Source organism: Rhizobium croatiense (assembly GCF_019793465.1).
In the GTDB taxonomy this organism is placed as follows: domain Bacteria; phylum Pseudomonadota; class Alphaproteobacteria; order Rhizobiales; family Rhizobiaceae; genus Rhizobium; species Rhizobium croatiense.
The window spans coordinates 29793-51911 of record NZ_JAILYJ010000002.1; the positions used below are offsets into that span (position 1 = coordinate 29793).

General features: G+C 60.2%; 24 protein-coding genes. 1 reads left to right on the forward strand and 23 read right to left on the reverse strand.

Going from position 1 to position 22119, the window contains the following annotated elements; translation table 11 throughout:
• Positions 1–9: 9 nt before the first annotated feature.
• From rplF to rpsL, 21 genes are all read right to left on the reverse strand, one after another.
• Positions 10–543, reverse strand: coding sequence for a 50S ribosomal protein L6 (gene rplF / locus K6M89_RS02865; RefSeq protein ID WP_008521309.1), 534 nt, complete (start codon positions 541–543; stop codon positions 10–12).
• 42 nt (positions 544–585) lie between these two features.
• Positions 586–984 carry a 30S ribosomal protein S8 gene (gene rpsH, locus K6M89_RS02870; RefSeq protein ID WP_003547562.1) on the reverse strand — a complete coding sequence of 133 codons (399 nt, stop codon included), beginning with the start codon at positions 982–984 and terminating at the stop codon, positions 586–588.
• A gap of 12 nt (positions 985–996) precedes the next feature.
• Positions 997–1302, reverse strand: coding sequence for a 30S ribosomal protein S14 (gene rpsN, locus K6M89_RS02875; RefSeq protein ID WP_003573787.1), 306 nt, complete (start codon positions 1300–1302; stop codon positions 997–999).
• Between the two features lie 32 nt (positions 1303–1334).
• Entirely contained in the window at positions 1335–1892 is a 558-nt protein-coding gene (rplE, locus tag K6M89_RS02880; RefSeq protein WP_003573788.1) for a 50S ribosomal protein L5, read from the reverse strand.
• On the reverse strand, positions 1885–2193 hold the full coding sequence (gene rplX / locus K6M89_RS02885) for a 50S ribosomal protein L24 (RefSeq protein ID WP_004674929.1): 309 nt from the start codon (positions 2191–2193) through the stop codon (positions 1885–1887). Before rplX ends, rplE begins: the two co-directional genes overlap by 8 nt.
• 12 nt (positions 2194–2205) lie before the next feature.
• A complete protein-coding gene (gene rplN, locus K6M89_RS02890) occupies positions 2206–2574 on the reverse strand; it encodes a 50S ribosomal protein L14 (RefSeq protein WP_003573790.1) in 369 nt (122 codons plus the stop codon).
• A 263-nt stretch (positions 2575–2837) separates the two neighbouring features.
• Positions 2838–3077 carry a 30S ribosomal protein S17 gene (gene rpsQ, locus K6M89_RS02895; RefSeq protein ID WP_004674926.1) on the reverse strand — a complete coding sequence of 80 codons (240 nt, stop codon included), beginning with the start codon at positions 3075–3077 and terminating at the stop codon, positions 2838–2840.
• Positions 3078–3089: 12 nt separating this feature from the next.
• Entirely contained in the window at positions 3090–3290 is a 201-nt protein-coding gene (gene rpmC, locus K6M89_RS02900) for a 50S ribosomal protein L29 (protein WP_004674925.1), read from the reverse strand.
• A gap of 11 nt (positions 3291–3301) precedes the next feature.
• Positions 3302–3715 (reverse strand): 50S ribosomal protein L16, encoded by a 414-nt coding sequence (gene rplP / locus K6M89_RS02905; RefSeq protein WP_003573792.1) that lies wholly within the window; start codon positions 3713–3715, stop codon positions 3302–3304.
• Positions 3716–3753: 38 nt separating this feature from the next.
• Entirely contained in the window at positions 3754–4488 is a 735-nt protein-coding gene (rpsC, locus tag K6M89_RS02910; protein ID WP_003573793.1) for a 30S ribosomal protein S3, read from the reverse strand.
• Positions 4488–4877: a 50S ribosomal protein L22 gene (gene rplV / locus K6M89_RS02915; protein ID WP_004674922.1), complete on the reverse strand. Its 390-nt coding sequence runs from the start codon at positions 4875–4877 to the stop codon at positions 4488–4490. Before rplV ends, rpsC begins: the two co-directional genes overlap by 1 nt.
• Positions 4878–4879: 2 nt before the next feature.
• On the reverse strand, positions 4880–5158 hold the full coding sequence (rpsS, locus tag K6M89_RS02920; protein ID WP_003573797.1) for a 30S ribosomal protein S19: 279 nt from the start codon (positions 5156–5158) through the stop codon (positions 4880–4882).
• A 15-nt stretch (positions 5159–5173) separates the two neighbouring features.
• Positions 5174–6010, reverse strand: coding sequence for a 50S ribosomal protein L2 (rplB, locus tag K6M89_RS02925; protein WP_097584701.1), 837 nt, complete (start codon positions 6008–6010; stop codon positions 5174–5176).
• Between the two features lie 11 nt (positions 6011–6021).
• A complete protein-coding gene (locus K6M89_RS02930; RefSeq protein WP_003547550.1) occupies positions 6022–6315 on the reverse strand; it encodes a 50S ribosomal protein L23 in 294 nt (97 codons plus the stop codon).
• Positions 6312–6932 (reverse strand): 50S ribosomal protein L4, encoded by a 621-nt coding sequence (rplD, locus tag K6M89_RS02935; RefSeq protein WP_047619855.1) that lies wholly within the window; start codon positions 6930–6932, stop codon positions 6312–6314. Before rplD ends, K6M89_RS02930 begins: the two co-directional genes overlap by 4 nt.
• A 13-nt stretch (positions 6933–6945) precedes the next feature.
• Entirely contained in the window at positions 6946–7587 is a 642-nt protein-coding gene (rplC, locus tag K6M89_RS02940; protein ID WP_016734008.1) for a 50S ribosomal protein L3, read from the reverse strand.
• Between the two features lie 33 nt (positions 7588–7620).
• The gene (rpsJ, locus tag K6M89_RS02945; RefSeq protein ID WP_003547547.1) at positions 7621–7929 is read right to left on the reverse strand and encodes a 30S ribosomal protein S10; all 309 of its coding nucleotides are present in this window, start codon (positions 7927–7929) and stop codon (positions 7621–7623) included.
• A 303-nt stretch (positions 7930–8232) separates the two neighbouring features.
• Complete coding sequence (gene tuf / locus K6M89_RS02950) at positions 8233–9408, reverse strand: elongation factor Tu (protein ID WP_092844923.1); 1176 nt, start codon at positions 9406–9408, stop codon at positions 8233–8235.
• A 68-nt stretch (positions 9409–9476) separates the two neighbouring features.
• Positions 9477–11576: an elongation factor G gene (gene fusA / locus K6M89_RS02955; protein ID WP_038688280.1), complete on the reverse strand. Its 2100-nt coding sequence runs from the start codon at positions 11574–11576 to the stop codon at positions 9477–9479.
• A 29-nt stretch (positions 11577–11605) separates the two neighbouring features.
• Positions 11606–12076, reverse strand: a complete 471-nt coding sequence (rpsG, locus tag K6M89_RS02960; RefSeq protein WP_004669085.1) for a 30S ribosomal protein S7 — start codon at positions 12074–12076, stop codon at positions 11606–11608.
• Between the two features lie 77 nt (positions 12077–12153).
• Entirely contained in the window at positions 12154–12525 is a 372-nt protein-coding gene (gene rpsL / locus K6M89_RS02965) for a 30S ribosomal protein S12 (protein WP_003547537.1), read from the reverse strand.
• Positions 12526–13025: 500 nt separating this feature from the next.
• Between rpsL and K6M89_RS02970 the strand changes: the two genes are divergently transcribed.
• Positions 13026–13319, forward strand: a complete 294-nt coding sequence (locus tag K6M89_RS02970) for a hypothetical protein (protein WP_009992164.1) — start codon at positions 13026–13028, stop codon at positions 13317–13319.
• Between the two features lie 178 nt (positions 13320–13497).
• On the opposite strand, the gene rpoC is transcribed toward K6M89_RS02970, so the two are convergent.
• Positions 13498–17706, reverse strand: coding sequence for a DNA-directed RNA polymerase subunit beta' (rpoC, locus tag K6M89_RS02975; RefSeq protein WP_097584905.1), 4209 nt, complete (start codon positions 17704–17706; stop codon positions 13498–13500).
• Between the two features lie 188 nt (positions 17707–17894).
• Positions 17895–22034 carry a DNA-directed RNA polymerase subunit beta gene (gene rpoB, locus K6M89_RS02980; protein WP_097584903.1) on the reverse strand — a complete coding sequence of 1380 codons (4140 nt, stop codon included), beginning with the start codon at positions 22032–22034 and terminating at the stop codon, positions 17895–17897.
• Positions 22035–22119: the final 85 nt, after the last annotated feature.

Below are 22119 nucleotides of genomic sequence, written 5' to 3' on the forward strand. Positions count from 1 at the left end.
GCGTGATCCTTACTTCTTCTTGCCTTCTTTGCGGACGATCCGCTCGTCAGCGTACTTGACGCCCTTGCCCTTGTAAGGCTCAGGACCGCGATATTCGCGGATTTCGGCGGCGACCTGACCGACCTGCTGCTTATTGATGCCGGAGACAACAATTTCAGTCGGCTTCGGCACAGCGATCGTGATGCCGACCGGCGGCTCATAGATCACGTCGTGGCTGAAGCCGAGGGCCAGCTGCAGGTTCTTGCCCTGCAGGGCGGCGCGGTAACCGACGCCGTTGATTTCAAGCTTGCGCTCGAAGCCGTCCTTGACGCCCTTGAAGATGCCTTCGATCATCGTGCGGGACATGCCCCACTTCGAACGTGCATCTTTGGTCTGGTTCACGGGCGTCACGACGACCGCGTTGTTTTCGAGCTTGAGGCTGATTTCGTCGTTAGCAACGAAAAACAGCTCGCCCTTCGGGCCCTTTGCAGTGACCTTCTGGCCATCGACCGTAGCCGTGATCCCAGCAGGCACCTGAACGGGCTTTTTACCGATACGAGACATGTTTCAATCCTGTCTGTTCGCTATGGAGATCCCTGCCCTGTCTTAGAAGACCGAGCAAAGAACCTCGCCACCAACGTTCTGTTCACGAGCCTGGTGATCGGCCATCACGCCCTTCGGAGTCGAAAGGATGGTGATGCCGAGACCGTTCGCGACCTGCGGAATGGACTTGACCGAGACATAAACCCGGCGGCCCGGCTTGGACACACGGCCGATCTCGCGGATCACCGATGCGCCTTCATAATATTTCAGCTCGATGCTGAGTTCCGACTTGCCATTGCCGAAATCGACAACGGAATAGCCACGGATGTAGCCTTCGGACTGCAGGACATCGAGAACACGCGCACGGAGCTTGGACGCAGGCGTCGAGACCGACGACTTGCGGCGGGAAGCGCCGTTACGGATACGGGTGAGCATATCGCCCAACGGATCAGTCATTGTCATCTAACCTGCTCCTTACCAGCTCGACTTGACGATGCCCGGCACCTTGCCGAGATTGCCCAGTTCACGCAGCGCAATACGCGACATGCGCAGTTTGCGGTAGTATGCGCGCGGACGCCCCGAAACTTCGCAACGGTTGCGAATACGGGTCTTCGATCCATCACGCGGCAGGGATGCCAGCTTGATCGAGGCCTTGAACCGCTCTTCGATCGGAAGAGCCTGGTTCATGATGATCGCCTTCAACGCAGCCCGCTTAGCGGCCTGGTTGGCGACCGTAGTACGGCGGCGCTTGTTCTTTTCAACTGCGCTTGTCTTCGCCATGTCAGGTTCCTTTTCTACGCTCGTCGTTACGGTTATTGACGGAACGGGAAGCTGAACTCTTTCAGAAGAGCCCGTGCTTCGTCGTCGGTCGTCGCCGTCGTGCAAACGATGATGTCCATGCCCCACATCTGATCAACCTTGTCGTAGTTGATCTCAGGGAACACAATGTGCTCCTTGATGCCCATGGCGAAGTTGCCACGGCCGTCAAAGCTCTTCGGGTTCAGGCCGCGGAAGTCGCGAACGCGCGGGAGCGCGATGTTCACGAGACGGTCCAGGAACTCGTACATGCGGGCGCCGCGCAGGGTGACCTTGGCGCCGATCGGCATCTGTTCGCGGACCTTGAAGCCTGCGATAGAGTTGCGTGCACGGGTGATGACCGGCTTCTGGCCGGCGATCGCTGCGAGGTCGGCGGCAGCTACCGTCGGCTTCTTCGAGTCAGCGGTCGCTTCGCCGACACCCATGTTGATCACGATCTTGTCGAGCTTCGGGATCATCATCTCGTTGGCGTAGGAGAACTGCTCCTGCATCGCCTTGCGGATGCGCTCGACATATTCCTTCTTGAGCCGCGGCTCGTACTTTGCCTCAGCCATCGATCACTTCTCCAGAACGCTTGGCCACGCGGACCTTTTTGCCGTCAACGACCTTGAAACCGACGCGGGTCGGCTTGCCGTCCTTGTCGACGATTGCAATGTTGGACAGGTGAACCGGGGCTTCCTTGTTGATGATGCCGGCTTCCTGGGTCTGCGTCTGGCGCTGGTGGCGCTTTACGACGTTGACGCCACGAACGACCGCACGATCTTCCTTCGGCATGACCTGAACGACTTCGCCCGTGCGGCCCTTGTCCTTGCCAGCGAGCATGACGACCTTGTCGCCTTTACGAATCTTCTGCATCGCTTCCGCTCCTTACAGTACTTCGGGAGCCAGCGAGATGATCTTCATGTGGTTCTTGGCGCGAAGTTCGCGCGGAACCGGTCCGAAGATACGGGTGCCGATCGGCTCTTTCTTGTTGTCGATGAGGACTGCTGCGTTGGTGTCGAAGCGGATGACCGAGCCATCCGGACGACGGATGTCCTTGGCGGTGCGAACGACAACCGCCTTCATCACGTCACCCTTCTTCACGCGGCCGCGCGGGATCGCTTCCTTGATCGAAACGACGATGACGTCGCCGATCGAGGCATACTTGCGCTTCGAGCCGCCCAGCACCTTGATGCACATGACACGACGTGCGCCGGAATTATCCGCGACGTCGAGGTTTGTTTGCATCTGAATCATATCAGGTCGCCTTCTTGGTTTACCGGAATGGTTGGGCCTGGGCCCCCTACTCCGGCTTATGAAAATGTTCGCCGGCCAACCTGCCGTTAAGGCAAGTAGGAACGCGGCAATAGCTGAATAGCGCGGGGTCGATCGTGCCAGGGTGGTTTCCCGAACGGGACCTTCCGTGCGCTCAAAGCAAAAGAACGCCCGGCATTCGAGCGTTCTGACGCTGCTTCATACAGATATTTCGGCGAGACGCAAGGCCTCGCGCAAAATTCTGTTTACTTGCCCTGGGCGGCGATCACCGTCCAGCGCTTGTCCTTGGAGATCGGCGCGCATTCCTCGATGGATACGGTATCGCCGATCTTGTACTGGTTGTTTTCGTCGTGGGCCTTGTACTTCTTGGAACGACGAACGGTCTTCTGGAGCAGCGGGTGAGCGAAACGACGCTCGACGCGAACCACTACCGTCTTCTCGTTCTTGTCGCCAACGACGACGCCCTGCAGGATGCGCTTCGGCATATTTTTCTTCCTTTAGGCCTTAACTTCTGCCGCCTTCTGGCGGGCAATGGTTTTGACGCGGGCGATGTCCTTGCGGACTTCGTTGATGCGCGAGGACTTTTCGAGCTGGCCGGTCGCCTTCTGGAAGCGCAGGTTGAACTGCTCCTTCTTCAGCTTGGCAAGCTCGTCCTTGAGTTGGTCGGCGGTCAACGCGCGAACATCTGAGGCTTTCATGAGCTCAATCCTTACTCTGCAATGCGCTGTACGAAGCGCGTCTTGACCGAGAGCTTGGCAGAGCCGAGACGAAGCGCCTCACGGGCGATCTCTTCGCTGACACCGTCGATCTCGAACATCATACGACCGGGCTTGACCTTGCATGCCCAGTACTCAACGGAGCCCTTACCCTTACCCATGCGGACTTCGGTCGGCTTTGCGGTTACCGGAACGTCCGGGAACACGCGGATCCATACACGGCCGGCGCGCTTCATGTAACGCGTGATCGCGCGGCGGGCCGCTTCGATCTCGCGTGCGTTGACGCGGTTGGGCTCCTGAGCCTTCAGGCCGAATTCGCCGAATGCCAGGTCAGAACCGCCCTTGGCGACGCCCTTGATGCGGCCCTTGAACTGCTTGCGGTACTTAGTACGCTTTGGCTGCAACATTTTCTTACTTCTCCGAGCTTATCTTTCGCCAGCGCTAATTACGCGTTGTCGCGTTCGCGGCGACGATCGCCACGGTCGCGTTCGCGGCTTGCCGGACCCTGTGCGTCGCCTTCCAGCGCGCGACGTTCGGAAGCCATCGGATCGTGCTCAAGGATTTCGCCCTTGAAGATCCAGACCTTGATGCCGCAGATACCGAATGCGGTTTCTGCTTCTGCCGTGCCGTAGTCGATGTCGGCGCGCAGCGTGTGCAGCGGAACGCGACCTTCACGGTACCATTCCGTACGAGCGATTTCCGCACCGCCGAGACGGCCGGCGCAGGTGATCTTGATGCCTTCGGCGCCAAGACGCATCGCGGACTGAACGGCGCGCTTCATGGCACGGCGGAAAGCCACGCGGCGCTCGAGCTGCTGGGCGATCGACTGAGCGACCAGCGTCGCGTCAACTTCGGGCTTGCGCACTTCGACGATGTTGAGGTGCGTTTCCGAGTTTGTCATGTCCGACAGCTTCTTGCGGAGCTTGTCGATGTCGGCGCCCTTGCGGCCGATGATCAGGCCCGGACGGGCCGAGTGGATCGTGACGCGGCACTTCTTGTGCGGACGCTCGATGACCACCTTGGAGATCCCGGCCTGCTTCAGTTCGCTCATGACGAACTTGCGCATTTTCAGGTCTTCGTGCAGCAGCTGGCCGTACTCGGCATTGTCCGCGAACCAGCGGCTATCCCAGGTACGGTTGATGCCGAGACGGAAACCGATCGGATTGATTTTCTGACCCATTATGCGGCCTCCTCTGCTGCCTGCACTTCACGAACGACGATCGTCAAGTGCGCGAAGGGCTTTTCGATACGCGACGCGCGACCGCGGCCACGAGCGTGGAAGCGCTTCATGACGATCGACTTGCCGACATAGGCCTCGGCGACGACGAGTGCGTCGACGTCGAGATCGTGGTTGTTCTCGGCGTTGGCGATCGCGGATTCGAGCGTCTTCTTGACGGCGCCCGCGATGCGCTTGCGGGAGAACTCCAGCTCAGCGAGTGCACGCTCGACCTTCTTGCCGCGGATGGCCGCAGCAACCAGGTTGAGCTTCTGGGGGCTGACGCGGAGCGTGCGGGCGACTGCTTGCGCCTCGTTGTCCTTCAGCCGGCGTTCGGCTTTTGCCTTGCCCATTGTTACTTCCTCTTCGCCTTCTTGTCCGCGCCGTGACCGTAGTAGGTGCGGGTCGGAGAGAATTCACCGAATTTGTGGCCGACCATGTCTTCATTGACGCTGACCGGGATATGCTTGCTGCCGTTGTAGACGCCGAAGGTAAGACCGACAAACTGCGGCAGGATCGTGGAGCGACGGCTCCAGATCTTGATCACTTCTGCACGTCCGCCTTCACGAACCTTCTCAGCCTTCTTGAGAAGATAGCCGTCAACGAACGGACCTTTCCATACTGAACGAGCCATTGGAGACTTCCTCTCTTACTTCTTACGCTGATGACGCGAGCGCATGATCATCTTGTCGGTCGACTTGTTCGACCGGGTGCGCTTGCCCTTGGTCGGCTTGCCCCATGGTGTCACCGGATGGCGACCACCGGAGGTGCGGCCTTCACCACCGCCGTGCGGATGGTCGACCGGGTTCATGACGACACCGCGGTTATGCGGACGCTTGCCGCGCCAGACGGTACGACCGGCCTTGCCGTCGTTGATGTTGGCGTGGTCCGGGTTCGAGACGGCGCCGATCGATGCGAGGCAGATGCCGCTGACCAGACGCTGTTCACCGGAGTTCAGGCGAAGGATCGCCATGCCCTGGTCACGACCGACGAGCTGCGCGTAGGAACCGGCGGAACGGGCGATCTGACCGCCCTTGCCCGGCTTCATTTCCACGTTGTGGATGATGGAGCCGACCGGGATGTACTGCAGCGGCATGGTGTTGCCGGGCTTGACGTCGACAGCCTTTTCCGAAGCGATGACCTTGTCGCCGGCAGCAAGACGCTGCGGGGCGATGATGTAGGCCTGTTCGCCGTCGGCATAGCTCACCAGCGCGATGAAAGCCGTGCGGTTCGGGTCGTATTCGATACGCTCGACCGTGCCTTCGACATCGAACTTGCGACGCTTGAAGTCGACCAGACGGTAGGTACGCTTGTGACCGCCGCCGATGAAGCGGGCGGTGATGCGGCCGAGGTTGTTACGACCGCCGCTCTTGCTCAGACCTTCCGTCAGCGCCTTGACCGGCTTGCCCTTGTAGAGCGAGGAGCGGTCCACGATGACCAGCTGACGCTGGCTCGGGGTCGTCGGATTGAATGTTTTCAATGCCATTTTTTTAATCCTCAGAGACCGGTGGAGACGTCGATCGTCTGGCCTTCAGCCAGCGTCACGACAGCCTTCTTCACGTCCTTCTGCTTGCCGACAAAACCGCGGAACCGCTTGGTCTTGCCCTTGCGCAGCAGAGTGTTGACGGCCGTGACCTTGACGCCGAACAGCGCCTCGACCGCAGCCTTGATTTCCGGCTTCGTCGCCTGCTTGGCGACATTGAAAACAACCTGGTTGTTCTCGGAGACCAGCGTGGACTTTTCGGTGATCGCCGGGGAGACGATCACATCGTAGTGGCGGAGATCGGTCACTTGAATCGCTCCTCTAGCGCTTCAACCGCAGCCTTGGAAAGCACGAGCTTGCCGCGGCGCACGATGTCGTAAACATTGATGCCCTGGATCGGCAGAACATCGATGTTCGGGATGTTCTGAGCTGCGAGCTTGAAGTTGCCGTCAAGCTCTGCGCCGCCGATGAAGAGGGCGTTGGTCAGGCCGAGCGTCTCGAAAACGGACGCGAGAGCCTTGGTCTTGGCTTCGGCGGCGACCAGGTTGTCGATGACGATGACGTCATCGGCCTTGATCTTGGCCGAAAGGGCGTGGCGAAGGCCAAGCGCGCGAACCTTCTTCGGAAGGTCGTGCTCGTGGCTGCGGACAACAGGGCCATGGGCCTTGCCGCCGCCGCGGAACTGCGGAGCGCGAGCCGAATGGTGACGGGCGCGGCCCGTACCCTTCTGCTTGTACATCTTGGCGCCGGTGCGCGAAACTTCAGCGCGGCCCTTTGCCTTGTGCGTGCCCTGCTGCTTTTTGGCAAGCTGCCAGCGGATGACGCGGGCGAGAATGTCTTCGCGGGGCTCGAGGCCGAAAATCGCGTCCGAAAGGGAAACCTTCCCGGCGTCTTTTCCCTCGAGGGTCTTGACGTTCAATTCCATTGATCTGGCTCCCTTACTTCGCGGCCGACTTGACGGCGTCGCGCACGATGATCCAGGCACCCTTGGAACCGGGAACAGCACCCTTGATCAGGATCAGACCACGATCTTCGTCGGTCGAAACCACTTCCAGGTTCTGCGTCGTGACGCGCGTCTGGCCCATGTGACCAGCCATCTTCTTGTTCTTGAAAACCTTGCCCGGATCCTGGCGCGAGCCGGTCGAACCGTGCGAGCGGTGCGAAACCGACACACCGTGCGTGGCGCGCAGACCGCCGAAACCGTGGCGCTTCATGGCGCCGGCAAAACCCTTACCGATCGTCGTGCCCGTCACATCGACGAGCTGACCGGCGGCAAAGTGACCTGCCTTGATCTCGGTGCCGATCTCGAGCAGATTGTCTTCCGAGACGCGGAATTCTGCGAGCTTTGCCTTCGGCTCAACGTTGGCGACAGCAAAGTTGCCGCGCATCGCCTTCGACGTGTTCTTCACCTTCGCTTGGCCTGCACCGAGCTGAACTGCGGTATAGCCATTCTTTTCGACAGTGCGCGTGGCAACGACCTGGCAGCCGTCCATACGCAGTACCGTTACCGGGACATGCTCGCCGGCGTCGTTGTAGACGCGGGTCATTCCCACCTTCTGTGCAATCACACCTGAACGCATCGGTTCAATCCTTCCAACTCAGCTCGAGCAAGCTCAGAGCTTGATCTCAACATCGACACCGGCGGCGAGATCGAGCTTCATCAGCGCGTCAACCGTCTGCGGGGTCGGGTCTACGATGTCGAGAAGGCGCTTATGCGTGCGCATCTCGAACTGTTCGCGGCTCTTCTTGTCGATGTGCGGGGACCGGTTGACCGTAAACTTCTCGATGCGGGTCGGAAGCGGAACGGGGCCCCGGACGCTTGCACCGGTGCGCTTCGCCGTCGACACGATCTCGCGCGTAGAAGCATCGAGAATCCGGTGATCGAACGCCTTCAGGCGAATGCGGATATTTTGGCCGTTCATTCGACGTTATCCTTGTGTTTGTTTCCCACATGTCTCTGGACAAGACACAGGTTGTTCTTTCTTCCTAAGGCGGACCACCGGTTTCAAAGATCGAGAGGGCACCGAAACGGAACCCTATCCAGTCTTCAGGGCCTTCTAGCCCACCTTAATTGGTTATTTAGTCACTGCTTCGTTATCCAAAGCAGTGCGCAAATCGCGCTCGCGCGCCATTTGCTATATTTCTGTGTAATAAGCAAGCGGCTTACGCCGCCTGCTTCATAATAATGTCATCGAATCGGCCACTCCACCGGAGCGGCCGAGGAATTACTCGACGATCGAGGCGACGATACCGGCGCCGACGGTGCGGCCGCCTTCGCGGATCGCGAAGCGCAGCTTTTCTTCCATCGCGATCGGAACGATCAGCTCGACGGCAACCGTGACGTTGTCGCCCGGCATGACCATTTCCGTGCCTTCCGGCAGCGTGACGATGCCGGTCACGTCGGTCGTGCGGAAGTAGAACTGCGGACGGTAGTTGGTGAAGAACGGCGTATGGCGGCCGCCCTCTTCCTTCGTCAGGATGTAGGCTTCAGCCATGAACTTCTTGTGCGGCTTGACCGAACCCGGCTTGCACAGGATCTGGCCACGCTCGACGCCGTCACGGTTAACACCGCGAACCAGCGCGCCGATGTTGTCGCCAGCCTGGCCCTGGTCGAGTAGCTTGCGGAACATTTCAACGCCGGTCACCGTCGTCTTCGAGGTCGGACGGATGCCGACGATCTCGACTTCTTCGCCAACCTTGACAATGCCACGCTCGACGCGGCCGGTCACAACCGTGCCGCGGCCCGAGATCGAGAACACGTCTTCGATCGGCATCAGGAACGGCTGGTCGATCGGACGCTCAGGCGTCGGGATGTAGGCGTCGACCGCTGCCATCAGCTCGCGGATCGCGTCTTCACCGATCTTCTTGTCGCTATCTTCAAGAGCGGCAAGCGCCGAACCCTTGACGACCGGGATGTCGTCGCCCGGGAAGTCGTAGGACGACAGCAGTTCGCGAACTTCGAGCTCGACCAGTTCGAGCAGTTCGGCGTCGTCAACCTGGTCGACCTTGTTCAGGAACACCACGATCGCCGGAACGCCGACCTGGCGGGCCAGCAGAATGTGTTCGCGCGTCTGCGGCATCGGGCCGTCAGCGGCCGAGCACACCAGGATCGCGCCGTCCATCTGGGCAGCACCGGTGATCATGTTCTTCACGTAGTCGGCATGGCCGGGGCAGTCGACGTGCGCGTAGTGGCGGGCCGGCGTCTCATATTCGACGTGCGCAGTCGAGATGGTGATGCCGCGCGCCTTCTCTTCCGGAGCCGCGTCGATCTGGTCGTACGCCTTGAACTCACCGAAGTACTTCGTGATCGCTGCCGTCAGAGACGTCTTGCCGTGGTCAACGTGGCCGATCGTGCCAATGTTGACGTGCGGCTTGTTGCGCTCAAACTTACTCTTTGCCATTTTCGGCTCTCCGTTTTGCTAGTCCCCGAGGGGAGCTAATTCTTGTTATCGGTCAATTGGTATTCCGGTCACTTCTGACCGGAATACTTTGCCTGGATTTCGGTTGCGACGTTCGACGGGACCGGCGAGTAATGATCGAAGGTCATCGTGTACTGAGCACGGCCCTGCGACATGGAGCGCAGGTTATCGACGTACTTGAACATGTTCGCCAGCGGGACGTTGGCATTGATGACAACGGCCACACCGCGGCTCTCCTGACCCTGGATCTGGCCACGGCGGGAGTTGAGGTCGCCGATAACGTCACCGACGTAATCTTCCGGGGTAACGACTTCGACCTTCATCATCGGCTCGAGGAGCTGAGCACCGGCCTTCTTCGCAGCTTCACGGAAGCAAGCGCGGGAAGCGATTTCGAACGCCAGAACCGAGGAGTCAACGTCGTGGAAGGCGCCGTCGATGAGGGTCGCCTTGACGCCGAGCATCGGGAAGCCAGCGAGCGGACCCGAAGACAGAACGCTCTCGATACCCTTCTGAACGCCCGGGATGTATTCCTTCGGAACAGCACCACCGACGATCTTAGATTCGAACTTGAAGTCATCGCCTTCAGGGTTCGGTTCGAAGACAATCTTGACGCGGGCGAACTGGCCGGTACCACCGGACTGCTTCTTGTGCGTGTAGTCTTCTTCGTGCTGGCGCGTGATGGTTTCGCGGTAAGCAACCTGCGGCGCGCCGACGTTTGCTTCAACCTTGAACTCGCGGCGCATGCGGTCGACGATGATGTCGAGGTGCAGTTCGCCCATGCCGGCAATGATCGTCTGACCGGATTCCTGATCCGTCTTCACGCGGAAGGACGGATCTTCGGCAGCCAGGCGGTTGAGCGCGAGGCCCATCTTTTCCTGGTCGCCCTTGGACTTCGGCTCGATAGCGATCTGAATGACCGGCTCGGGGAATTCCATGCGCTCGAGGATAACCGGCTTCAGCGGGTCGCAGAGCGTGTCACCCGTGGTGGTTTCCTTGAGACCTGCGAGAGCAACGATGTCGCCGGCAAAGGCTTCTTCGATGTCTTCACGCGAGTTGGAGTGCATCTGCAGCATGCGGCCGACGCGCTCGCGCTTGTCCTTGACCGTGTTCATCACCGAAGAACCCTTTTCGAGCTTGCCGGAGTAGATACGGGCGAAGGTCAGCGAACCGACGAAGGGGTCGTTCATGATCTTGAATGCGAGCATGGAAAGCGGCTCGGCGTCGTCTGCATGACGCTCGATTTCAGCTTCCGTCTTGAAGTCGATGCCCTTGATCGCCGGAATGTCGAGCGGCGACGGCAGGTAATCGACAACGGCGTCGAGCAACGGCTGAACGCCCTTGTTCTTGAAAGCGGTGCCGCAGAACATCGGATGGAACTTGACGTCGATCGTGCCGCGACGAACGAGTTCGCGGATCTTGTCGTTGTCGGGCATGTTGCCTTCGAGATAGGCTTCCATCGCCGCTTCGTCGATCTCGACAACCGTCTCGATCAGCTTTTCGCGATATTCTTCAGCCTTGGCCTTCATGTCTTCCGGGATCTCAACGACGTCCCACTGGGCGCCGAGAGATTCGTCGCGCCAGATGAGAGCATTCATCTCGACCAGGTCGATAACGCCCTTGAAGTCGCTTTCAGCGCCGATCGGCAGCTGCATGACGACAGCGATCGCGCCCAGACGGGTCTTGATCATCTCGACCGAACGGTAGAAGTCCGCACCGGTCTTGTCCATCTTGTTGCAGAAGATCATACGCGGAACGTTGTACTTCTCAGCCTGACGCCAGACAGTTTCCGTCTGCGGTTCAACACCGGCGTTGGCGTCGAGCAGCGCGATGGCGCCGTCGAGAACGCGCAGCGAACGCTCGACTTCGATGGTGAAGTCGACGTGGCCGGGGGTGTCGATGATGTTGAAGCGGCGCATCTTGCCGTCACGGCCCTTCCAGAAGGTCGTGGTGGCAGCAGACGTGATCGTGATGCCACGCTCCTGCTCCTGCTCCATCCAGTCCATGGTGGCTGCACCGTCGTGGACTTCGCCGATCTTGTGCGACTTGCCGGTGTAGTAAAGGATACGCTCGGTGGTCGTGGTCTTGCCGGCGTCGATATGCGCCATGATACCGAAATTACGGTAGTCTTCGATCTTATATTCGCGAGCCATTGTGGACTGCCTTTCGATACCGTTCGGAATTACCAGCGATAGTGCGAGAACGCGCGGTTGGCGTCAGCCATCTTGTGCGTATCTTCGCGCTTCTTGACGGCGGAGCCGCGGTTGTTGGACGCATCGAGCAGTTCGCCGGAAAGACGATCGATCATGGTCGTTTCGTTGCGCTTGCGGGCAGCGGCGATCAGCCAGCGAATGGCGAGGGCCTGGCGGCGCTCCGGACGAACGTCGACCGGAACCTGATAGGTCGCACCACCGACGCGGCGCGAACGGACTTCAACGTGCGGGGCAATGTTGTCGAGCGCAGAATGGAAAACCGAAAGCGGCTCCTGCTTGGACTTGCCCTGAACGGCGTCGAACGCACCATAGACGATGTTTTCAGCAACGGACTTCTTGCCATCGAGCATGATGGCATTCATGAACTTGGTGACAACGAGATCGCCGAACTTCGGATCCGGATTGATCTCGCGCTTTTCTGCTTTATGACGTCTGGACATACTTTTCGTCTCTTCAACCGTTAAGGCGCTTCATCACGCGGAGGACCTCGCGCAGCGCCGGATTATTCAAAACCGAATTACTTCGGACGCTTCGCGCCGTACTTGGAGCGGCGCTGCTTGCGGTTCTTGACACCCTGGGTATCGAGAACGCCGCGGATGATGTGATAACGGACACCCGGAAGGTCCTTGACGCGGCCGCCGCGGATCATCACGACGGAGTGCTCCTGAAGGTTGTGACCTTCACCGGGGATGTAACCAATGACTTCGAAGCCGTTGGTCAGGCGGATCTTGGCGACCTTACGCAGAGCCGAGTTCGGCTTCTTCGGCGTCGTCGTGTAGACGCGCGTGCAAACGCCGCGCTTCTGCGGGTTCTCCTGGAGAGCGGGAACCTTATTACGCTTTACGTTCGCCTGGCGAGGCTTGCGGATCAGCTGGTTTACGGTAGGCATTCAACCATCCCTTACGTTTATCTCAGTACCCTTGCGGGCTTGAACTCGCGCCGTCTCCGGCAATGACGCATGCTTTCGGTTCAATGCGCAAAATATGGCCCGATCCGCTTCCGCAGATGGACCACAAGGAGCAGAGGACGCATGAAATTATGCGTCATGCGTGCAGCATCATGACTTCAACGTGCGTTTAGAACCTTGTTTGAGGTGAACTTCAGGGCGCGTCGCCCCGAACAGCCAAGCCTCACATGGGATCTGATGGGCGGGGTACTACTGGTTTCCACCCCTCTCGTCAAGGCCGGTTAAGAAATAAACTCGCCGTATCGCCTTGATATGCGGGCCGGATGCCCTGTTTTCACCCTTCTAGACGAATCCACGGGTGTGATCCAAGATAAAAACTTGGGCATCGCAGCAAAAGCAGTTAAGGAATCAGCAATTGCGGCGTTAAGCCCTCATAGCAGGATTCGAGCGATCGAATCGTCACGAAAGCCGAAGGACAGGCGATGATCACGACACCGGATAACGACAACAATTTCGACGGGCCGATGATCTTCATCATCATCGGCAAAGGCTATGAGTCCGACTCCAGCGAAGGCATCGACCTGCACATCATGCTGAAGGCGCCCGACGACGATACGGCCGTGCGCGAAGCCTTGAACGCCCTTGCCGAGGAAGGTTTCATCGAGGCCGATCTCGACCAGATCGGCATGCTGACCGAAGTTCCGGCCGAAGAGCCGCATGCCTCGGCCTATCAGGGCGCGGTCGACGGCGAGGTCGCGATCATCCGGTTCAACTGACCGGAGCGGCCGGCGGCGAAACCAGGGGCGAGCGCAGCGCTCGCCTTCAGTACCGGCCAGACATGCAGTTCACCCCTCCCCGTCGGATCGACCAGAGCACAGCAAAATGAAAAAACCGCCCGGATCGCTCCGGGCGGTTTTTCAATTTGTATCTTAAGTCCCGGGACTTCAGCCGCGGTTATTCCGCGGCCGGAGCCTTTTCAGCCATGTCCTGCAGCATCGGCGTGGCAACGGCTGCGCCGGTGCCCTTGCGACGCTCTTCGAGGATCAGCTCGTCGCGCGAGGTGGCGATACGGCGGATCTGGGTCATGGTGCCGCCGGTACCGGCCGGGATGAGGCGGCCGACGATGACGTTTTCCTTCAGACCCTGCAGGCCGTCGGTCTTGCCGGCGATTGCCGCTTCCGTCAGCACCTTGGTCGTTTCCTGGAAGGATGCGGCCGAGATGAAGGACGGGGTCTGCAGCGACGCCTTGGTGATGCCGAGCAGAACCGGATCGCCATGGGCAGGCTTCTTGCCCTGCTCGATCAGGTGGTCGTTGACGTCCTCGAGCTCGATCCGGTCGACGTTATCGCCGACGATATAGGTCGAGTCGCCGGCGTCGGTGATTTCCACCTTCTGCAGCATCTGACGGACGATCACCTCGATGTGCTTGTCGTTAATGACAACGCCCTGCAGACGATAGACTTCCTGGATTTCATTGACGAGGTAGGAAGCCAGTGCCTCCACGCCCTTGATCGCCAGGATGTCGTGCGGAGCCGGGTTACCGTCGAGGATGTAGTCACCCTTTTCGATATAGTCGCCGTCCTGAAGGTGGAAGGGCTTGCCCTTCGGGATCAGGTATTCGACAGGCTCGACACCGTCTTCCGCCGGCTCGATGATGACGCGACGCTTGTTCTTGTAGTCGCGGCCGAGGCGGATCGTACCATCGATCTCAGCGATGATGGCGTGATCTTTCGGACGGCGCGCTTCGAAGAGTTCGGCAACACGCGGCAGACCACCGGTGATGTCCTTGGTCTTGGCGCTTTCGAGCGGCGAACGGGCGAGAACGTCACCCTGGGAGACCTTCGTGCCCGGCTCGACCGACAGGATGGCGTCGACCGAGAGCAGGAAGCGTGCATCACCGCCGCGCGACAGCTTGGCGACGTTGCCGCTGGCGTCCTTGATGACGATCGCCGGCTTGAGGTCCGAACCGCGCGGGGTCGAACGCCAGTCGATGACCTGACGCTTGGTGATGCCGGTGGATTCGTCGGTCGCTTCGAGAACGGAGAGACCATCGACGAGATCCTCGAACTGAACCGTACCAGCCACTTCCGTCATCATCGGGCGGGTATACGGATCCCACTCGGCCAGACGCTGACCGCGCTTGACCTTATCGCCTTCATCGACGTGCAGCTTCGAACCGTAGGCGACGCGCTGCGAGGAGCGCTCGACACCACGCTCGTCCAGAATCTGAACGGTCATGTTGCGGCCCATGGCAACGAGGCTGCCTTCGGAGTTGCGCAGCAGGTTGCGGTTCTTGATCTGCACCGTACCTTCGTACGAAGCTTCCAGGAACGACTGGTCGACCACGGTCGCCGTACCGCCAAGGTGGAAGGTACGCATGGTGAGCTGGGTGCCCGGCTCACCGATCGACTGAGCGGCGATAACGCCGACGGCTTCGCCCATGTTGACCGGCGTACCACGGGCCAGGTCGCGGCCGTAGCAGACCGAGCAGACGCCCGTCTGGATTTCGCAGGTCAGCGCCGAGCGGATCCGGATCGACTGGATGCCGGCCTTCTCGATCTCGATGACATCAGGCTCAAGGATCATCTTGCCGGCATCGACAATACGCTCGCCCGTGATCGGATGATCGATGTCGTCGAGCGCCGTACGGCCGAGGATGCGGGCGCCGAGCGAGGCGACGACCTGACCGGCATCGACGATGGCGGTCATGGTGAGGCCGGTTTCGGTGCCGCAATCGACATGTGTGACGATGCAATCCTGCGCGACGTCAACGAGACGGCGGGTCAGGTAACCGGAGTTTGCGGTCTTCAAGGCGGTGTCTGCCAGACCCTTGCGGGCGCCGTGGGTCGAGTTGAAGTACTCGTTGACGGTCAGGCCTTCCTTGAAGTTCGAGATGATCGGGGTCTCGATGATTTCGCCCGACGGCTTGGCCATGAGGCCACGCATGCCGCCCAGCTGGCGCATCTGGTTCGGAGAACCGCGGGCACCGGAGTGGCTCATCATGTAGATCGAGTTCATCGGCTTCTGACGGCCGGTGTTCTCATCGAATTCGACCGCCTTAATGCGGGCCATCATCTCTTCGGCGACCTTTTCGGTGGCCTTGCCCCAGGCATCGACAACCTTGTTGTACTTCTCGCCCTGGGTGATCAGGCCGTCATTGTACTGCTGCTCGTATTCCTTCACCAAGCTTTCGGTGTCGGCAACGATCTTTGCCTTGGCATCCGGAATGACCATGTCGTCCTTGCCGAACGAAATGCCGGCGCGGCAGGCATGGGAGAAGCCGAGCTGCATGATGCGGTCGCAGAAGATGACCGTGTCCTTCTGGCCGCAATGGCGGTAGACCGTGTCGATCATCTTGGAGATGTTCTTCTTGGTCATTTCCTGGTTGCAGATATCGAAGGGCACCTTGCCGTTCTTCGGCAGCAGTTCGCCGATGAGCAGACGGCCAGGCGTCGTCTCATAGATCTTCGAGTAGGGCTTGCCATCCTCGTCGACCGACTTGAAGCGGCCGCGGATCTTGGTGTGCAGCGTCACGACCTTGCTTTCGAGGGCGTGATGCAGCTCGCCGAGATCGGAGAAGGCCATGCCTTCGCCCGGCTCGTTCTGATTGAGGATCGACAGATAGTAGAGGCCGAGAACCATGTCCTGCGAGGGAACGATGATCGGCGCGCCGTTGGCCGGATGCAGGATGTTGTTGGTCGACATCATCAGCACGCGGGCTTCGAGCTGGGCTTCGAGCGACAGCGGCACGTGAACGGCCATCTGGTCACCATCGAAGTCGGCGTTGAACGCCGTGCAGACGAGCGGATGCAGCTGGATCGCCTTGCCCTCGACCAGGGTAGGTTCGAAGGCCTGGATGCCCAGGCGGTGCAGCGTCGGTGCGCGGTTCAAGAGAACCGGATGCTCGCGGATGACCTCGTCGAGGATATCCCAGACTTCCGGCTTTTCCTTTTCGACCAGCTTCTTGGCCTGCTTGACGGTCGAGGAGTAACCCTTGGCGTCGAGGCGGGCATAGATGAACGGCTTGAAGAGCTCGAGCGCCATCTTCTTCGGCAGGCCGCACTGGTGCAGCTTCAGTTCCGGACCGGTGACGATGACCGAACGGCCGGAATAGTCGACGCGCTTGCCGAGCAGGTTCTGGCGGAAGCGGCCCTGCTTGCCCTTCAGCATGTCGGAGAGCGACTTCAGCGGACGCTTGTTGGCGCCGGTGATGACGCGGCCGCGACGGCCGTTGTCGAACAGCGCGTCAACGGATTCCTGCAGCATACGCTTTTCGTTGCGGATGATGATGCCAGGCGCACGAAGCTCGATCAGGCGCTTCAGACGGTTGTTGCGGTTGATGACGCGGCGGTAAAGATCGTTCAGATCCGACGTCGCGAAACGGCCGCCGTCGAGCGGAACCAGCGGACGCAGATCCGGCGGAATGACCGGAACGACCTTCATGATCATCCATTCCGGACGGTTGCCCGATTCCATGAAGTTCTCGACAATCTTCAAGCGCTTCATCAGCTTCTTCTGCTTGAGATCCGACGTGGTGTCGGCAAGCTCGGAGCGCAGGTCGCCGGCGATCTTCTCGAGGTTCATCGAGGCCAGCATCTCGTAGATCGCCTCGGCGCCGATCATCGCGGTGAACTGGTCTTCGCCGTATTCGTCGACGGCGAGCATGTATTCTTCTTCCGAGAGAAGCTGGTGCTCCTTCAGAGCGGTCAGGCCCGGCTCGGTGACAATGTAGTTTTCGAAGTAGAGGACGCGCTCGACATCCTTCAGCGTCATGTCGAGCAGCGTCGAAATGCGTGACGGCAGCGACTTCAGGAACCAGATGTGGGCAACGGGAGCGGCGAGCTCGATATGGCCCATGCGCTCACGGCGAACGCGCGACAGCGTGACTTCGACGCCGCACTTTTCGCAGATGATGCCCTTGTACTTCATGCGCTTGTACTTGCCGCATAGGCATTCGTAGTCCTTGATCGGCCCGAAGATGCGCGCGCAGAACAGACCGTCGCGTTCCGGCTTGAACGTGCGGTAGTTGATGGTTTCCGGCTTCTTGATCTCACCGTAGGACCAGGAGAGGATCTTCTCCGGAGACGCGATCGAAATCCGAATGGAATCGAAATTCTGTGCAGGCACCTGCGGATTGAAAAGATTCATGACCTCTTGGTTCATGCCTGTCTCCTTCATGGGCTAAAGCGCCCTCAAAATGCGATGGTCAGCGGCAATTTCCCGAGAGCCGCCTCCCTCGCTTAAACGAGAATAACCGCAAGATGCGGCGAAACTTCCCTTCCGGGCCGACATGGATGCGGCGTCCGGCGGGACCGGCGTGCGCCGCATGGCAGCGCACGCCCTATCAATGCTTACTCGGCCGCGTCGGGCAGCTGGTTTGCCTGCGCTTCGTCAAGCTTGGTGTTCTCAAGCTCGACGCTGAGGCCCAGCGAGCGCATTTCCTTGACGAGAACGTTGAAGCTTTCCGGAATACCGGCTTCGAACGTGTCGTCTCCACGGACGATGGCTTCGTAGACCTTGGTGCGGCCGGCGACGTCGTCCGACTTCACCGTCAGCATTTCCTGCAGCGTGTAGGCCGCGCCGTAAGCTTCGAGCGCCCAGACTTCCATTTCGCCGAAGCGCTGACCGCCGAACTGCGCCTTGCCGCCCAGCGGCTGCTGGGTGACGAGCGAGTAAGGACCGATCGAGCGGGCATGGATCTTGTCGTCAACCAGGTGGTTGAGCTTCAGCATGTAGATGTAGCCCACCGTGACCTGGCGGTCGAACTGCTCGCCGGTACGACCGTCATAGAGCGTCGACTGGCCGGTATCCTTGAGACCCGCCAGACGCAGCATGTCGTTGACGTCGCCTTCGTTGGCACCGTCGAAGACAGGCGTTGCAATCGAAACGCCGCGCTTCCACTGGTCGGCGAGACGCAGAACCGAATCATCGTCGAATTCGTGCACCTGCTCGGCCTTCGGACCGGCACCGACGACATCGCCGATGGTCTTGCGCAGCGGCTCGATGTTGCCGTTCGCCTTGTAGGCTTCGATCAATTCGCCGATCTGGCGACCCATGCCGGCGCAAGCCCAGCCCAAGTGCGTTTCCAGGATCTGTCCGACGTTCATGCGCGAAGGCACGCCGAGCGGGTTCAGGACGACGTCGACATGCGTGCCGTCTTCAAGGAACGGCATATCCTCGACAGGCACAATGCGCGAGACCACGCCCTTGTTCCCGTGACGGCCGGCCATCTTGTCGCCCGGCTGGATCTTGCGCTTCACGGCGACGAAGACTTTGACCATCTTCATGACACCAGGAGGCATTTCATCGCCGCGCTGGACCTTCTCGACCTTGTCCATGAAGCGCTGTTCAAGGCGCGACTTGGATTCGTCGTACTGGCCGCGGAGTGCTTCGAGCTCGCTCTGGACCTTCTCGTCCTCGACCGCGAACATCCACCACTGCGAGCGGGGATATTCGGAGACGACGGCGTTCGAAAGCTCGGTGCCCTTCTTGAAGCCCTTCGGGCCGGCAATCGAGACCTGGCCGCGCAGCATGTCGATCAGACGGCCGTAGACGTTACGGTCGAGAATCGCCTGCTCGTCGTCGCGGTCCTTGGCAAGACGCTCGATCTCTTCGCGCTCGATCGCCATCGCGCGCTCGTCCTTCTCGACGCCATGGCGGTTGAAGACGCGAACTTCGACGATCGTGCCGTAGGTGCCGGGCGGCATGCGCATGGAGGTGTCGCGCACGTCGGAGGCCTTTTCGCCGAAGATGGCGCGCAGAAGCTTTTCTTCCGGCGTCATCGGGCTTTCGCCCTTCGGCGTGATCTTGCCGACGAGGATATCGCCCGGCTGAACTTCGGCGCCGATATAGACGATGCCGGCTTCGTCGAGGTTCTTCAGCGCTTCTTCCGAAACGTTCGGAATGTCGCGGGTGATTTCCTCAGGACCAAGCTTGGTGTCGCGCGCCATCACTTCGAATTCTTCGATGTGGATGGAGGTGAACACGTCGTCGGCAACGATACGCTCGGAGAGCAGGATCGAGTCTTCGTAGTTATAGCCGTTCCAGGGCATGAACGCGACGAGCGCGTTGCGGCCGAGCGCCAGGTCGCCGAGATCGGTCGACGGACCGTCGGCGAGAATGTCGCCGCGGTTGACGACGTCACCGACGGTGACCAGCGGACGCTGGTTGACGCAGGTGTTCTGGTTCGAACGCTGGAACTTCTGCAGGCGGTAGATATCGACGCCGGACTTGCCGGCTTCGAGGTCTTCGGTGGCGCGGATAACGATACGCGTCGCGTCGACCTGGTCGACCACGCCGCCGCGGCGGGCGCCGATGGCGGCGCCGGAGTCACGGGCGACGACCGGCTCCATGCCGGTCCCGACGAACGGGGCTTCGGCACGCAGCAGCGGCACGGCCTGACGCTGCATGTTCGAGCCCATGAGGGCGCGGTTGGCGTCGTCGTTTTCCAGGAACGGGATGAGTGCCGCAGCAACCGAAACGACCTGCTTCGGCGAAACGTCCATCAAGTTCATGCTGTCGCGCGGCGCAAGCATGACTTCGCCGGCGTGACGGCAGACGACGAATTCGTCGACGAAGGAGCCGTCGGGGTTCATCTCGGCGTTGGCCTGGGCGACGTAGTACTTGGCCTCTTCCATGGCGGAGAGGTAGAGCACGTCATTCGTCACCCTGCCGTCGACGATGCGGCGGTACGGGCTTTCGATGAAGCCGTACTTGTTGACGCGGGCAAAGGTCGCAAGCGAGTTGATCAGACCGATGTTCGGGCCTTCCGGCGTTTCGATCGGGCAGATGCGGCCGTAGTGGGTCGGATGCACGTCGCGGACTTCGAAGCCGGCGCGCTCGCGGGTCAGACCGCCCGGGCCAAGAGCCGAAAGGCGGCGCTTGTGGGTGATTTCCGAGAGCGGGTTGACCTGGTCCATGAACTGCGAGAGCTGCGAGGAACCGAAGAATTCGCGTACGGCTGCGGCAGCCGGCTTGGCGTTGATCAGATCCTGCGGCATGACCGTATCAATCTCGATCGAGGACATGCGTTCCTTGATCGCTCGCTCCATGCGCAGCAGGCCGAGACGGTACTGGTTCTCCATCAGCTCGCCGACCGAGCGGACGCGGCGGTTGCCGAGGTTGTCGATGTCGTCGATCTCGCCCTTGCCGTCGCGCAGTTCGACCAGCATCTTGACCACGGCCAGGATGTCGTCCTTGCGCAGGATGCGGACGGTGTCTTCGACGGTCAGGTCGAGACGCATGTTCATCTTGACGCGGCCGACGGCGGAGAGGTCGTAACGCTCCGCATCGAAGAACAGCGAGTTGAACATGGCTTCGGCCGATTCCATGGTCGGCGGTTCACCCGGACGCATGACGCGGTAGATGTCGAACAGAGCGTCCTGACGGTTCTCGTTCTTGTCGGCCGAAAGCGTGTTGCGGATATAGGCGCCGACATTGATGTGGTCGATGCCGAGAACCGGGATCTCGTCGAAACCGTTCGACAGGATAATGCCAAGCGTCTTCTCGTCGATCTCGTCGCCAGCTTCGAGATAGATTTCACCGGTCGAGTAGTTGACGATGTCTTCGGCGAGGTAATTGCCGTAGAGATCGTCGTCGCCGGCCTTCAGCGCCTTCAGGCCCTTGTCGGACAGCTGGCGCAGCAGACGCGGGGTCAGCTTCTTGCCGGCTTCGACGACGACTTCGCCGGTATCGGCGTCGACCATCTCGGTGATCGCCTTGGCACCCTTCAGCGTTTCCGGCTTGAAGGGAATGCGCCAGCCTTCGCCGTCGCGCTTGTAGAGCGACTTCGTGTAGAAGGTGTCGAGGATTTCCTCGCCGTCCATGCCGAGCGCCATCAGCAGCGAGGTCACCGGAATCTTGCGGCGGCGGTCGATACGGGCGTAGACGATGTCCTTGGCGTCAAATTCGATATCGAGCCAGGAGCCGCGATAGGGAATGACGCGGGCAGCAAAGAGCAGCTTGCCGGAAGAATGGCTCTTGCCCTTGTCATGGTCGAAGAAGACGCCCGGCGAACGGTGCATCTGCGAGACGATGACCCGCTCGGTGCCGTTGACGATGAACGTGCCGTTGTTGGTCATGAGCGGCATGTCGCCCATGTAGACGGACTGTTCCTTGATGTCCTTGATCGACTTCGCGCCGGTATCCTCGTCGATATCGAACACGATGAGGCGCAGCGTCACCTTCAGCGGCGCGGCATAGGTCAGGTCGCGCTGGCGGCATTCGTCGACGTCGAACTTCGGCGGCTCGAACTCGTAGGATACGAATTCCAGCATCGAGGCGCCGGAGAAATCGGTGATCGGGAAAACCGATTTGAAGACGGCCTGAAGACCCTCGTCGGGCCGGCCGCCCTTCGGCTCTTCCACCATCAGAAACTGGTCGTAGGACGCCTTCTGGACCTCGATGAGGTTCGGCATTTCTGCGACTTCGGGGATCTTACCAAAAAACTTGCGTACGCGCCTGCGACCGTTGAACGAAAGGGTCTGAGCCATCGTCGCTCCTTCAAAATCTTGCACCCGGGCCTGCAACGGACGGGAACCGATGGCCAGTCGACCCCGTCAATCAATGGGTAGTTCA